We start from the raw sequence: 14,070 nt of genomic DNA, 5'->3' as shown, positions 1-14,070 counted from the left end.
AAAAATAAAAAACGCCTTAAATCGGCTTATAAGACGTTAAAACTATAAAACAGTATGAAAGGATTGAAAACGAATAAATATAACATATCGCTAACATAAGCGAAATGATGAAAGGATTGAAATTACAATGAATACAGTTATTATGATTGGAAGATTAATAAGAGACCCTGAGCTTAGGTATATTGCATCTACAGGTAATGCTGTAACGAGATTTTCAATAGCTGTTGACAGAGCATTTGCCGCAAAAGACGCTGAAGTTACTGCTGATTTTTTCAACATAGTTGTATGGGGAAAAAGAGCGGAGACTTGTGCCAATTATCTTGCAAAAGGCAGAATGGTTGCAATAAGAGGCAGATTACAAAACAACAACTATACAGACAAGGACGGAGTAAAAAGATACTCGGTAGAGATAATTGCCGAAGAAGTGAAGTTCATAGACTATGGAGATAAGAAACAACAAGGAAATCAAGATAATCAAAGTGAAGATGATTTTAGTGATTTGGACGATGCGGGATATAGAGCTGTTAATGACGATGAAACACCATTTTGAGAAAGGATTTTACAATGTTTGATTTTGATATATATTGCTTACCTAATGAAAAATGGAAAGATATACCTGATTATGAAGGGATATATCAAGCATCAACATTAGGTAGAATAAGAACGGTAGATAACAAAATAACGCAATCTACAAGACACGGTACAAGAATGTGGAGAGGTAGAATATTAAAAAATAAAACAAAGATACCAGACAAGAGCGGATACAAGGTTACTTTATGGAAAAATAAAAAAGCTATAGACTACTTAGTGGCAAGGCTTGTTTGTGCTACATTTTATGGCAAAAATGATAATATGACAGTTAATCATAAAAACGGTAATAGGTTTGATAATAGAATAGATAATTTGGAATGGCTAAGTTTGGCAGATAATGTGAAACATGCATTTAATAATGATTTAGCTTATCAGGAAAAAATAACATTAAAAAATAATGGAAATATATTTCAATTTAGGTCTATGGCTCAAGCTTCAATATTTTTAAAGAGAAATAAAGGATATGTAAGTGGAAGATTAAAAGAAAATAAAGATATAAAAGATATTAATGGAGAAGTTTATGAAGTTATAGGTTTCTAAAAACAAAAGGAGATATGGATGTATAGATATAACAAGTATTCAAATCAAAAAGTAGTAATTGATGATATAAAGTTTGACAGCAAGAAAGAAGCTAAAAGATACTTAGAGCTTAAGCTATTAGAAAAAGCAGGAGAAATAAGCGATTTAAGATTACAAAAACCTTTTGAGCTAATAAAGAAACAAAAAGACGAGAGAGCAGTAACATACAAAGCCGATTTCGTATACTATGACAATAAAAAACAACGATGGATAGCAGAAGATGTAAAAGGCTACAAGACAAAAGAGTATATCATCAAAAGAAAGTTATTCAAGGTCATATATGGTAAAGATTATGACTTCATAGAGGTGTACTATGGCAATAAGCAATGAAATTTATAACACAAGCTGTTAGGTTTAAAAACAGATGATATTGATTAGAGGTAATGCATATGAATAAAGAATTAATAAAAAAAGCAGTACAAGATAAAATATATAGTTTATATTCAGATATAGACAAAAACAAATATTTAGCGTGGAAAAATCCACACTTGAAAGAAAAATTAGAAAATCAAAATGAAAAAATAGAATTACAGATACAAAAATATGAACAGCTGTTAAATGATGCTGTTAAGGAGTTTGAAGAAAATGAGTAAAAATAAAATCTATCACAAACAAAATACAAAGGAGTAAAAACAATAGTTACAAGAGATAATTATTATGAAATGTTTATTGATGCTATAAATAAAGAGCTTGGAGATTTAAAGTTTAAGTATATGATTTTTAATTCTATTCTTAAAAAATTAAATGAGGTGAGTGCTTGAGTATAAAAGAAGATCTATTTAATATAAGGCAATTATCAAGAACTATTGATGCAAAGGAAAGAGAATTAGCACAAGTCAGAAGGTATTATAAGACCTTACAGGGAATTGATTATTCAAAGGAAAAGCTGTCAGGGGTTTTAAAATGTGATTTTACCAATACAGTTGATAAGATAATTGACCTTGAAAGAGAGATAACAGCTGATATTGATGAGTTGTGTGATAAAAAAGAATACTTAAATAAGCAGCTTAAAAAAATATTATTTGGTGAGGAATATCTGATAATTCAAATGTATTTCTTTGAGGAAATGAATAATGAGGAGATAGCTGTAAAAATAAATAGGAGTTACAGTACAGTAAAAAGAACGAAAAGAAAGGCTTTTGAAAAAATTTTAAAAGTTGACCCACAATGACCCATAGTTATGTGATATTATGTTATTGTGAAATTTTGCAAATAAGCAAAGGTTGTAAAAAGTTGATGTTGTAGCTTTTAATAGCTGAATAAATTAGTGTATATACAAAACCTACTTATTTGCAAAATCCAATGAGAAAATTAGGCATAAAACCTCCAAAGAAAAATATATTTAATTAAGATATCTTCATCGGTATCTTAATTTAGGAGTATGATGTAATGGTAGCATAACGGTCTCCAAAATCGTCAGTAAAGGTTCAAGTCCTTTTACTCCTGCCAATGAAAAAATTTACTTAACAAAATTAATAAAAAATATATTTTATATTCAATTATTTTGATATAATATAACTAACATTATTTTTAGGAGTGATTTTTAATGGCAAATATAATAGCTATAGTTTGGGATTTTGACAAAACATTAGTTGATGGATATATGCAAGACCCTATTTTTAGCCATTTCAACATAAATGGGAGTGAATTTTGGAAAGAAGTTAATGAATTACCTGAAAAATATAAAAAAGAGCAAGGAATAAAAGTAAATCCAGACACAATTTATTTAAATCAGCTTATAAAATATACAAAAGAAGAAAAGTTTAAGGGTTTGAATAATGAAATGCTCAAAGGTTTTGGAAAAAAATTAAAATTTTATTCTGGAATACCTGAAATATTCAAGAAAACCAAAACACTCATAGAAGAAAATGATATATATAAAGAATATGATATAAAGGTAGAACATTACATAGTTAGTACAGGTTTAACACAAATTATAAAAGGTTCTAATGTTATGGAATATGTAGAAGGTGTTTGGGGTTGTGAGTTAATTGAAGCAGAAGATGGAAATGGAAATAAAATAATAAGTGAAATTGGTTATACAATAGATAATACAAGCAAGACAAGGGCATTATTTGAAATAAATAAAGGTGTAAATCATCATGAGGGAGTAGAAGTAAACACTAAAATACCAGAGGAACACAGAAGAGTGCATTTTATAAATATGGTATATGTAGCTGATGGACCAAGTGATATTCCAGCATTTTCCGTTGTAAATAAAAATAAAGGTGCAACATTTGCAATCTATCCCAAAGGAGATATGAAAGCAATGAAACAAGTAGAACAAATGAGAATAGATGGAAGAGTAAATATGTATGCGGAAGCAGATTACAGTGAAGGAACAACAGCATATATGTGGTTATGTAATAAAATAACTGATTTTGCAGAGAGAATAAGAAAAGAAGAAAAAGAAAAAATATCTCAATATGCAGAGAATAAAACACCTAAGCATCTGCTTGATTAGATATGACTCCATTAAAATTTAATATTATAATAAAAAAGACTTCTTAATTGGAGTCTTTTTTATTATAATACTTGTAGATAAAAAATAATTTTGATGGAGGTTTTAAGATGGAAAATCATAAATTTAGTGTATATAGAATTAATATAAAAACTCCTAAAAGAGAGAAAAATAAAATGAAATATATTAGAGAAATTTTATATAAAAATAAAGAGAGAAGCAATATTAATTTTTTTGAAGAATCATTAGAATTTTTAAAAAATAATATATCGAATTTTGAGATAAGTAAAAGATGTTGTAGAGTTAATAACATAGAAATGGAAGAAACTTTAATATCATCAAAAAATGCAATAATATTATACGGATTTATGGATACTGGATATTATGGGGAAACTTCTACTATAGTTTCTAAAGATGGTAATAATTCAACGATAAAGAATTTTGATGATACTGAATTTGTTAAGTTTTATTATTCTATTTGCTTTATAGATGGATTGGATTATATAATTTTAGGTATACATCATAAAATTCATTTAAACATGACAGATCCTTTTAAAAAGTTTATTTCAGATCAAATAAAAGATAAGTTTTCTTTGAGAAATGAAGAGGAAGAGATTATATATCCAGCTAAAATTAATTTTGAGAGACTTATGCCATATTCATGGTATGAAGCTATCTTAAAAAGCCCAGTTGAAAAAATAAGTTTTATAAAAAGAGGAATACCTAAAGATGAGGCGGATGAATTAGAAACAAATAAGAAAAAAGAATCCGATTCTAATATTGACGACACAATGAAAGATATAACAAGAACTCTTAGTTATTCTATAAAAGAAGAAAAAAATACTTTAGAGAATATAAAAGATATCTTTACACCAAATCAAAAGTTTACTTACGTGTCTGTTTTTGAAGATACACCAGATGACATTAAAACGGAAATTGCACTTAATAATAAGAAAAAGGTAATAAAACTGTCCAATATAAATAATACTTCAAGATTTAGCATGGATTTATCAGATGAAGATTTGGAATTTGATAATGATGGTACAGTTAATTTAGAAAGTATAAAAAACTGGAATAAAATTTATTTGGAGATGTTTAAATTTCAATAGAAAAGAGTGATACTAATGAGCCCGAATATATATTATTTCTTAATGGTCTTAGTAATAGGGATTTCCACAATTTTATTTCTAAGCAATGTGAGTTCATTAAACATTTTTAAATTTACTAATTTTTTAAAATATATTTTTGATAAATTTGACCATTTTCAAAAAATAGCATATATAATGATTTTTTATGTTATTCCTTTTATAATGGGAGTTGCAATAGCCTTAAGGCATAAATTAACTTTAGATGAAATAAATGTTTTAATAAGTATAAATGCCATAGAAATAGGCTTTCTTTTTAATTTATTAACTATTTTAATTGATAAAATAAAACAAGTAAAAATGGAAATAGAAATAAAAAAAACTAACCTGCAAACACATAATAATGATATACTATCTTATAATATATTAAAAAGGGTTTTTTATATTTCAGCATTTACTATACTATTATCTGTTCTATGTGTTTGTTTAAGTTGTATAGCTACTATAAATATGACAAAAATCATGGATATATTTATTAATACAATAATATATGCATTTTTCATTAATTTTATTTTAAGTATTTGTTATATACTGAGAAATTTTTTTATTGTTTTTAAATATTATATAGATTGAACTAAATTATTTTAACAGTTATTTACAAACTAATCTTTCAATCTCAAGGCTTTTTTGCTATAATATGGGTAGATAAAAAAATAATTACAGAGGGAGGAATATTATATGAGGAGTATATATATAATTTCTGATAAAGAATTTGATTTTAACAAATTGAGTAAATTAAAAGATTGGATCCTTATTACTGATGAAAAAATAATAAGAGAATTAACAACTGTCTCGAAATATTTCGTTTTTATTTTAGAAAATAAGAAGAAAAATGTTCGAATATTTTTTTCAAAGTCATATGGTTGTTATCATTCTGGACCAGTCTTGCCGATTAATTTAGGAAGTAATGACATTTATAGTGAAAGCTTTGATTTTTATGATAAACCTTTAAATATCAATGATGATATAGTTTATAAATTATGTAATGATATAAATAAACTTATAGAGGATATAAATGAGAAAAATACTGGAAGTTTAGAAGCAGTTTGCACAATTAGACCTTAATCAGCTATAGAATACAAAGAACTCTTAACAGGGTTCTTTTTTATTGAAAAATAAATAAAATTTCAAAAAAGTATTGACAATGTAATTACATTTATGATATAATAGTTTTATAGAAAGGAGGGGGAGATGGACAAGTTAGAAGAAAAAATAAAAAAACTCTGCAAAGTGGTACGAACACTTACAGAGTTAGCCTTAGAAATCGGAACGCTTATCGCAGTGATAAGAATGATTTTTAAGCAGTAGCTAAAGGGGAGAAATCCCCTTTCTACTAAGAATATATTAGCATAAATTGTCCATTTCGTCAAATATGAAAAAATCTATATTTAAGTTGTTGTTTGAATTATTTAGATTATTTGTTGTAGTTGCTGGTTTATATTTGGTAATAGTAAGATGAAAAATACAACCATACAAATAAGAGTTGACGAAGAAACTAAAAAGATGATTGAAGAAAAAGCAAAGCAGGAGAACAGAAGTGTAAGTAACTATCTAATCAACTTAGCTTTGCAGGATATTAACAAAAACAAATAATCTAACTAAAACCGTTATGTGATTACATAGCGGTTTTTTCATTGGAGTGAATGATATGAATTTTTATAAATCAACAGCATGGAAGAATAAACAAAAGAAAATTCTTAGACGAGATGAATATCTTTGTCAGGAATGTAAGAGATATGGAAAAAGCACTAAGGCAGATACAGTACACCATATAATACCTATTTCAGAAGATAAGACAAAAAGATTAGATAGCCACAATTTAATTAGTTTATGTGGTGATTGTCATAATAAAATGCATAACAGGGTTACAAATGAGTTGAGCGACAAGGGATTGGATTTGAGGAGCAGGAAGTATCCCCCCTCTTCCTGAGTTCCCTCCAGGGTCTTTGGGGACCGGGTGGGGGTAACTTTTTCCAATAGAGCGAGTTTTTTAAATCTTTTTTAGGAAGGAGGATAAAAAGTGGCAAGACCAAAAAAGCCAGTAAAAGATGAAAATATAAAATTGAAAATTATAGAAGATATGAAAGGTTTGGGAGTTTATAAAAAAGAATATGATTTAAATATTGAAATACTATCAGATTTAATTTTTCATTATGAAATAACTCTTGAAAAATATAAAAAATCTAACTATCAATGTGTATCTTTTACCGCAGCAGGTGGAGAGAAAAAATCATCAATAGTTGCTACTTTAGAAACTCTTAGAAAAGATATTGCTACTTATTCTACAAATCTTGGACTAAATCCAAAAGGTTTAGAGTCAATAACAACAGAAAATAAAAGCAAATCAAAACTTGCTGACATATTGGGTAGTTTAGAATGAAAAAGAATTTTGATTTAGTAAAACAATATGCAAATGACATTATAACTGGGAAAAAACTCGCAAACAAAGAGCAAATACAAGGATGTCAAAGATTTTTAGATGATTTGAATAATAAAGATTATGATTTTAAAGTTAAAGATGCTGAAACAGTTATAGCAATCATAGAAAAAACTTTTGTACATGATCAAGGAGAAAAATTAGATGGCACACCACTACAAGGTGAGCCTTTTTTATTGGAACCTTGGCAAAAATTTATAATCTATAATCTACTTGGATTTTATAAAGCAGGTACAAAAATACGAAGGTATAAAGAGGCTTTTATATTCATACCACGTAAAAATGGAAAAACAAGATTTGTTGCTGCTTTATCTTGGGCATTAGCACTACTTAATAGAAAATCAGGAAGTAAAATATATATAGTTGGTGCGGCACTTGAACAATCTTTGCAATCATTTAATTTTATACTTTTTAATCTTGGCCAGCTTGGAGAAAAAGATAATTTTAGAATTTTAGATAACAATCAAGAACATAGCATTACTGGTGATTTAGGTGATGGAAGTATTTATATAAAAGCCTTAGCAGCAAATCCGGATAGACAAGACTCATTAAACTGTAATGTTGGGATAGCTGATGAACTACATGCATACAAATCACCTAAGCAATACAATATTATCAAAGAGGCAATGAAAGCATATACAAATAAGCTTATGATAGGTATAACTACAGCTGGAGATAATATGAATTCATTTTGTTATAACAGATTACAATACTGTATGAAAATACTTGATAAGACTGTTACTGATGAAGAATACTATGTGTTTATTGCATGTGCTGATAAAGATGAAAAAGGCAATGTTGATTATCTTAATCCAATAGAGCATGAAAAAGCAAATCCTAATTACAACATAACAATAAGACCAGAAGATATTTTAAATTCAGCAAGACAAGCACAAAATGACCCACAACAAAGAAAAGATTTTTTCAGTAAAGAATTAAATATATATACTGCTGCTATGAATGCATATTTTGATATAGATGTATTTAGATACTCAAATACACAATCAGAAAAAGAATTAAAAATAAATCCTAATTGGGATTTAGATAAAAAATTAAAATATTTAGCAAGTCTAAAAATTAAATGGACTGGTGGATGTGATTGTTCTAAACTTTATGATTTATCAGCAACAGCCTTACATGGAGAATATAAAGACATAGATATATCTATTACACATGCATTTTTCCCTATCACACAAGCAGCAAGAAAAGCAGAAGAGGATAATATTCCACTTTTTGGTTGGAAAGATGATGGCTGGCTAACAATGTGTAATACTCCAACTATAAATTATTCAGATTTGATAAATTGGTTTTTATATATGAAAAAATTAGGCTTTAAAATAAGTCAAGTAGGATATGATAGGAAATTTGCAGAAGAATTTTATACAGGAATGAAAAAAGCAGGTTTTTCTGTAGTTGATGAGCCACAGTTATATCTTAATAAATCACAAGGATTTAAAAGAATAGAGAAAAAATCAATTGATGGTAAATTCTATTATTTAGGCTCACAAGCATATGAATATTGTGTAAAAAATGTTAGAGCTATAGATAAAACAGATGATGCAATTCAATATGAAAAAACAGAATATAAACAAAGGATAGATCTATTTGATGCTGATATTTTTGCAACTGTCAGATTAATAAAAAGTAAAGAGAAAAGTCAAAAAGCAAATGATTGGCTAAAAGGAGGAAATTAAATGAATTTTTTTCAAAAACTAAAATCAAAAGCAAGAGCTGAACCAATTCATCCATGGTTTTTAACTACAGATGCATATGATACTTTATGTATAAGTGGATATCAAAGACTTGATACAAATCCAGAAATAAGAACTTGTGTTCATAAAATAGCAAATCTCATATCATCAATGACCATATACCTTATGGAAAATGGTGAAAAAGGTGATAATAGAATAAAAAATGAACTATCAAGAAAATTAGATGTAAATCCCTGCTCATATATGACAAGGAAAAATTTTATATACTGGATAGTATCAACAATGCTTTTAGAGGGAAAAGGAAATAGTATTGTATTTCCTAAAATAGACAGTGCAGGATTAATTGATGATTTAATTCCCATACAGCCTGGTGTAGTCAATATTTTAGTAAATGATAAGCCATATACTGTAAATATAAATGGTAAGGATTATACAAATGATGATGTATTACACTTTGCTTATAATCCAGCAAGTAATGAACCTTGGAAAGGTAAAGGCTTTACAGTTGAGCTTAAAGATTTAGTAGAAACATTAGCACAAGCTACAAAAACTAAAAAAGGGTTTATGTCTGATAAATGGAAACCATCCGTGATAATATCAGTAGATGCTATGACAGATGAATTTGCATCAGAAGATGGTAGAGAAAAAATATTAAAAAGATATATATCGGATAGTCAAGCTGGCAAACCTTGGGTTATTCCAGCAGATATGATAAAAGTAGATACATTAAAACCTTTATCATTACAAGATTTGGCTATAACTGATACTGTTAAATTAGATAAACAAACAATAGCTGGACTTATAGGAGTACCAGCTTTTTTCTTAGGGGTAGGAGAATTTAATAAAGATGAGTATAACAACTTTGTTGATACAACTATATTACCTATAGCACAAGTAATAGAACAAGAATTGACAAAAAAATTATTATACAGTCCTAACTTATATTTTAAATTCAATCCACGCTCATTATACAATTACTCATTAACTGAAATGGTAGGTGCTGGTGGTGAAATGGTTAAGCTTATGGCCATGAGCAGAAATGAGTTAAGAAATTGGCTTGGTATGAGTCCAAGAGAAGACATGGAAGAACTTTTGGCTCTTGAAAATTATATTCCACAAGACAAGCTTGGGGACCAATTAAAATTACTTCAAGGAGGTGATAATAATGCTAAGGATGAGTAAATCTCAAAATTTAGAAATACGAACAGAAACAGAGGGTGAAAAAGTAATAGAGGGATATTTTGCAGTATTTAACTCCCCTACTGAATTATGGCCAGGAGTTAATGAGCAAATAGCAAATAGTGCTTTTAAAAGTATTGGGGATGTAAGAGCATTAATAAACCATGATGATACCCTCGTTCTTGGTAGGACAAAATCAAATACACTTGAAATAATAATTGATGATAAAGGTCTATATGGAAAGATAAAAGTAAATGAAAATGATAGAGCAGCAATGGACCTTTACAGTAGAGTGCAAAGAGGTGATATAGACCAGTGCTCTTTTGGTTTTATCATAAATGATGAAGAATATTTAACAAATAGCGATGGCTCAACTCTTATAACTCTAAAAGATGTGGATTTAAGAGAAATATCTGTTTGTACATTTCCAGCCTATCCTCAAACAAGCGTACAGGCAAGAAAACAAGATTTAGAACAATATGAAAGTAAAAAATTAAATATAATAAAAGAAAATTTATTAAGGAGGCTTAAAAATGGCACTAAGGAAACTAATGTTAATCAATAAAAAAACAAATTTACAAAATGAGTTGAATTCTTTGAGAACTCAAGATGAACAAATACAAACAAGAGAAAAAGAACTTGAGGAAGCAATAAAAGAAGCTAAGGCAGAAGATGAAACAAAACTTGTTGAGGAAGAAGTAGAAAAGTTTGAAAATGATAAAAAAGAACTTGAAGATAAAAAGCAGAATTTACAATCAAAAATAAATGAAATAGATTCAGAGCTTGAAGAAATAGACAAACAAGATCCACAAAGAAAAGATAACAAAACAACAGTAATACAAAGGAGAGAAAATAATATGATATTTACAAGAGATAAAATTCACGATCTTGTTCAAAGAGATGATGTAAAGGATTTGCTTACACAAGTACGTTCATTGATATCAAGAAAAGACAAATCAATTGTAGGTGCTGAACTTACTATTCCAACAGTAATGATTGGATTAATAAGAGATGAAATCCATAGATATTCTAAATTAATAAATAGAGTATATAAGAAACCAACATCCGGAAAAGCAAGAGCTTTAATTGCTGGTGCTGTACCAGAAGGTGTGTGGATGGAAGCTTGTGGCACATTAAATGAATTAGAATTACAATTCCATATGACAGAGGTTGATGGATATAAAATTGGTGGATTTATGGCAATATGTAATGCTACATTGGAAGATTCTGATATAGATTTGGCTAATGAAATAATAGATGCTTTAGGTCAAGCTATAGGATATGCTCTTGATAAGGGTATATTATATGGAACTGGTAAAAAAATGGCTACAGGAATAGTTACAAGATTACATCAAGCATCTAAACCAGATACTTGGATTACTACTGATAGACCTTGGGTAAATCTATCAATTACAAATGTAAAGCAATATGACCCAGCAGGTGCAAGCACAGCAGAAGTTTTCTTTTCTGATATAATTGGAATTGCATCAGCAGCTAAACCAAATTATATACCAGATTCTCAAAAAACTTGGGTAATGAATTCAAATACAGCAACAATATTCTTACAAAAATCTATAGCATTTAATGCAGCAGGAGCCTTAGTTGCATCAGCACAAAAAACTATGCCTATAATAGGTGGAGATATAATAATACTTGAATTTGTTCCAGATGGAGATGTTATTGGTGGGTATTTTAAAGGATATTTACTTGCTGAAAGAAAAGGAATATCTCTTGGTGAATCAAAAGAAGTTAGATTTATACAAGACCAAACAGTATTTAAAGGCACAGCAAGATATGATGGTACTCCAATTATAGGAGAAGCATTTGTTCATTTTAATATAAAAAATGTAGCACCAACAAAAACAGTAACATTTGCACCTGATACAGCTAATCCTGGATTATAGGAGTTGATATAAATGGATGAAAAAATCCTTTTAGATTTAACTAAATATAGATTAGGCATCTCAACAAATGTAAGAGATGCCTATATTTCTGCAATCATAAAAGCCACAATAAAAGAACTTGAAGATGAAAAAGGTTTAAAATTAGAATCAAAAAATGATAATCATGTTTTATTCATAGCTGATTATTGTGCTTGGAGATATTTAAGTAGAGACAAAGATGGTGCAATGCCAAGAGATTTACAATTTAGAATGCATAATTTATTAGTGCATAATAAGTAGGTGCTGTTATGTTTGGATATAATAATGAGATTATACTAATATCAAAAGAAATAACAACTGATGATAATTTAATTGAGCAAGAAACAGAAATAGAAAAATCAATACTTTGTAGAGAAAAATCAGTAAACAGAGATGAATTTTATAAAGCAGGAGCACAAGGATTTAAGCTTGGTTATATAGTTATTGTTCATAGTTTTGAATATAATGGTGAAGACAAAGCTATTTATAAAGGTAAATCATACGATATATTGAAAACTTATCAAACTGGAGTAGATGAAATTGAACTTACCTTATCTCAAAAAGTAGGTGTTTAATATGGATATTAGTAATGAAATACAAAACATATTAGAAGAGTATTCAGAACATGCAAGAAAAGTTCTTGAAGAAGCATCAGATAAAACAGCAAAAGAAACTGTATCTAAGTTAAAAGCAGCATCACCAAAAAAGACAGGGAAATATGCTAAAGCCTGGAGTAGTAAAAAAGTGCATGGCTTGTTTTCAAAAGGAAATATAGTTTATGTAAAGGCTCCACATTATAGACTAACTCACCTATTAGAATATGGGCATGCTAAGAAAAATGGTGGAAGAGTGCAAGGTAAAAGATTTGTTGCACCAATTGAGCAAGAAGCAAATAGAATGTTTATACAGGAGGTTGAGCGTAATATATGACAAGAAAAAATTTAATTAATATATTAAAAAGCTTAGGATTTCCAATCAGATATCATTCATTTAAAACACCACCAAAGCCACCCTATTTGGTTTATTTAGCTGTAGATACTGATAATACTTTTGCAGATAATAAAGTTTATGAAAAATATACAAATTATCAAATAGAATTGTACACAAATAAAAAAGACTTTGATACACAAGAAAAAATAGAAGAAGTCTTTGATGAATATGATATACCTTGGGAATCAAGCGAAATTTATATTGAAGAAGAACAATTATATCAAGTTATTTATTTTGTAACAGTACAAGGAGGTTAAATATGAAAATAGTAAAGACTATAGTAGGATTTACTGATCTGAAAGAAAATATATTCAGATGCATAGGAGATGTGTTTGAAGTGACAGAAGAAAGAGCAAAGCAACTTATAGACTATGAAAAAGATGGATTAAAAATCCCTCTTGTTGAATTAATTGATGAAGAAGAAATAAAAGAAGAAGTTAAAGAAAAGAAAGGAGCTAAGAAAAATGGCAAATAAAAATAAAGTAGCTTACGGTCTTAAATTAGTGCATTATTCGATAGGCACAGAAAAAACAGGCGGTGTAATTGAATGGGCAGTGCCTGTAGCTTTGCCAGGTGCGGTAAAACTTGGCAGAGATTTAAAAACTGAAACAACAACTTTTATAGCTGATGATTCCGAATACCATACATTCAACCTTTCAAGCGGTGATACTCTTGACCTTAATATCGCAAAATTCACTGATGAATTTAAAAAGAATGTGCTTGGATATGCTAACGGCTCAAATGGAGAACTTATAGAGATAAAAGGGGTACAGGCTAAGCCTATTACCTTACTGTTTCAAGAAAAAGGCGATAAGGAAGATACAAGGTATATAATGTTTAATTGCGTTCCCGGAGCAATAAAAAAAGAATGGGAAACACTCGAGCCGGGAAAGCCTAAAGTAATGACAGAAACAATATCATTGACTTTTACAGGCATTGAAGTATCGGGTAAACAAATAGGACTTGTCGAGGTAGCTTCTGAAAACACTAATTATAAAAATCTTTTCACTACCGCACCTACAATCGCCGTTGCACCTGGCATATAAGGAGTAAA

Annotated in this window: 21 protein-coding genes and 1 tRNA gene; all 22 read left to right on the top strand. The window is 28.7% G+C overall.

The window, feature by feature from the left end; genetic code table 11:
- The first annotated feature begins 127 nt into the window (after window positions 1-127).
- The 22 genes from HMPREF9630_RS03775 (at window position 128) to HMPREF9630_RS10065 (ending at window position 14,062) form a co-directional block, all read left to right on the top strand.
- A complete protein-coding gene (locus HMPREF9630_RS03775; RefSeq protein ID WP_009527210.1) occupies window positions 128-550 on the top strand; it encodes a single-stranded DNA-binding protein in 423 nt (140 codons plus the stop codon).
- Between the two features lie 14 nt (window positions 551-564).
- Complete coding sequence (locus tag HMPREF9630_RS03770) at window positions 565-1,131, top strand: NUMOD4 motif-containing HNH endonuclease (RefSeq protein WP_009527209.1); 567 nt, start codon at window positions 565-567, stop codon at window positions 1,129-1,131.
- A gap of 18 nt (window positions 1,132-1,149) precedes the next feature.
- Window positions 1,150-1,500, top strand: coding sequence for a DUF1064 domain-containing protein (locus HMPREF9630_RS03765; protein WP_009527208.1), 351 nt, complete (start codon window positions 1,150-1,152; stop codon window positions 1,498-1,500).
- A 59-nt stretch (window positions 1,501-1,559) separates the two neighbouring features.
- Window positions 1,560-1,763 (top strand): hypothetical protein, encoded by a 204-nt coding sequence (locus HMPREF9630_RS03760; protein WP_009527207.1) that lies wholly within the window; start codon window positions 1,560-1,562, stop codon window positions 1,761-1,763.
- Between the two features lie 164 nt (window positions 1,764-1,927).
- A complete protein-coding gene (locus tag HMPREF9630_RS03755) occupies window positions 1,928-2,341 on the top strand; it encodes a sigma factor-like helix-turn-helix DNA-binding protein (protein WP_009527206.1) in 414 nt (137 codons plus the stop codon).
- 204 nt (window positions 2,342-2,545) lie between these two features.
- Window positions 2,546-2,619 (top strand) — tRNA-Trp (locus HMPREF9630_RS03750).
- 97 nt (window positions 2,620-2,716) lie between these two features.
- Window positions 2,717-3,634, top strand: coding sequence for an HAD family hydrolase (locus HMPREF9630_RS03745; protein WP_009527205.1), 918 nt, complete (start codon window positions 2,717-2,719; stop codon window positions 3,632-3,634).
- A gap of 107 nt (window positions 3,635-3,741) precedes the next feature.
- Window positions 3,742-4,740, top strand: coding sequence for a hypothetical protein (locus HMPREF9630_RS03740; protein ID WP_009527204.1), 999 nt, complete (start codon window positions 3,742-3,744; stop codon window positions 4,738-4,740).
- 714 nt (window positions 4,741-5,454) lie between these two features.
- Window positions 5,455-5,841: a hypothetical protein gene (locus HMPREF9630_RS03730; protein ID WP_009527202.1), complete on the top strand. Its 387-nt coding sequence runs from the start codon at window positions 5,455-5,457 to the stop codon at window positions 5,839-5,841.
- A gap of 390 nt (window positions 5,842-6,231) precedes the next feature.
- Window positions 6,232-6,369, top strand: a complete 138-nt coding sequence (locus HMPREF9630_RS10300; RefSeq protein ID WP_141567346.1) for a plasmid mobilization protein — start codon at window positions 6,232-6,234, stop codon at window positions 6,367-6,369.
- A gap of 55 nt (window positions 6,370-6,424) precedes the next feature.
- On the top strand, window positions 6,425-6,706 hold the full coding sequence (locus HMPREF9630_RS03725) for an HNH endonuclease (protein ID WP_009527200.1): 282 nt from the start codon (window positions 6,425-6,427) through the stop codon (window positions 6,704-6,706).
- Window positions 6,707-6,796: 90 nt separating this feature from the next.
- Window positions 6,797-7,156 (top strand): P27 family phage terminase small subunit, encoded by a 360-nt coding sequence (locus HMPREF9630_RS03720; RefSeq protein WP_009527199.1) that lies wholly within the window; start codon window positions 6,797-6,799, stop codon window positions 7,154-7,156.
- Window positions 7,153-8,907 carry a terminase large subunit gene (locus tag HMPREF9630_RS03715; RefSeq protein ID WP_009527198.1) on the top strand — a complete coding sequence of 585 codons (1,755 nt, stop codon included), beginning with the start codon at window positions 7,153-7,155 and terminating at the stop codon, window positions 8,905-8,907. The genes HMPREF9630_RS03720 and HMPREF9630_RS03715 overlap by 4 nt, the downstream gene beginning before the upstream one ends.
- Window positions 8,908-10,107, top strand: a complete 1,200-nt coding sequence (locus tag HMPREF9630_RS03710; protein ID WP_009527197.1) for a phage portal protein — start codon at window positions 8,908-8,910, stop codon at window positions 10,105-10,107.
- On the top strand, window positions 10,091-10,669 hold the full coding sequence (locus HMPREF9630_RS03705; RefSeq protein WP_009527196.1) for an HK97 family phage prohead protease: 579 nt from the start codon (window positions 10,091-10,093) through the stop codon (window positions 10,667-10,669). The genes HMPREF9630_RS03710 and HMPREF9630_RS03705 overlap by 17 nt, the downstream gene beginning before the upstream one ends.
- The gene (locus tag HMPREF9630_RS03700) at window positions 10,638-12,008 is read left to right on the top strand and encodes a phage major capsid protein (protein ID WP_009527195.1); all 1,371 of its coding nucleotides are present in this window, start codon (window positions 10,638-10,640) and stop codon (window positions 12,006-12,008) included. Before HMPREF9630_RS03705 ends, HMPREF9630_RS03700 begins: the two co-directional genes overlap by 32 nt.
- Window positions 12,009-12,020: 12 nt before the next feature.
- Window positions 12,021-12,287, top strand: coding sequence for a hypothetical protein (locus HMPREF9630_RS03695; RefSeq protein WP_009527194.1), 267 nt, complete (start codon window positions 12,021-12,023; stop codon window positions 12,285-12,287).
- 8 nt (window positions 12,288-12,295) lie between these two features.
- The gene (locus tag HMPREF9630_RS03690) at window positions 12,296-12,601 is read left to right on the top strand and encodes a phage head closure protein (RefSeq protein WP_009527193.1); all 306 of its coding nucleotides are present in this window, start codon (window positions 12,296-12,298) and stop codon (window positions 12,599-12,601) included.
- Window position 12,602: 1 nt separating this feature from the next.
- Window positions 12,603-12,956, top strand: coding sequence for an HK97 gp10 family phage protein (locus tag HMPREF9630_RS03685; RefSeq protein WP_009527192.1), 354 nt, complete (start codon window positions 12,603-12,605; stop codon window positions 12,954-12,956).
- Entirely contained in the window at window positions 12,953-13,273 is a 321-nt protein-coding gene (locus tag HMPREF9630_RS03680) for a hypothetical protein (protein WP_009527191.1), read from the top strand. The genes HMPREF9630_RS03685 and HMPREF9630_RS03680 overlap by 4 nt, the downstream gene beginning before the upstream one ends.
- A gap of 2 nt (window positions 13,274-13,275) precedes the next feature.
- Entirely contained in the window at window positions 13,276-13,491 is a 216-nt protein-coding gene (locus HMPREF9630_RS03675) for a hypothetical protein (RefSeq protein WP_009527190.1), read from the top strand.
- On the top strand, window positions 13,481-14,062 hold the full coding sequence (locus HMPREF9630_RS10065) for a major tail protein (RefSeq protein ID WP_009527189.1): 582 nt from the start codon (window positions 13,481-13,483) through the stop codon (window positions 14,060-14,062). The genes HMPREF9630_RS03675 and HMPREF9630_RS10065 overlap by 11 nt, the downstream gene beginning before the upstream one ends.
- Window positions 14,063-14,070: the final 8 nt, after the last annotated feature.

It is taken from the genome of Peptoanaerobacter stomatis (assembly GCF_000238095.2).
Classification (GTDB): Bacteria; Bacillota; Clostridia; order Peptostreptococcales; family Filifactoraceae; genus Peptoanaerobacter; species Peptoanaerobacter stomatis_A.
Note: the sequence above shows the minus strand (reverse complement) of the source record. Positions and strands in the feature narration are given on the sequence as shown.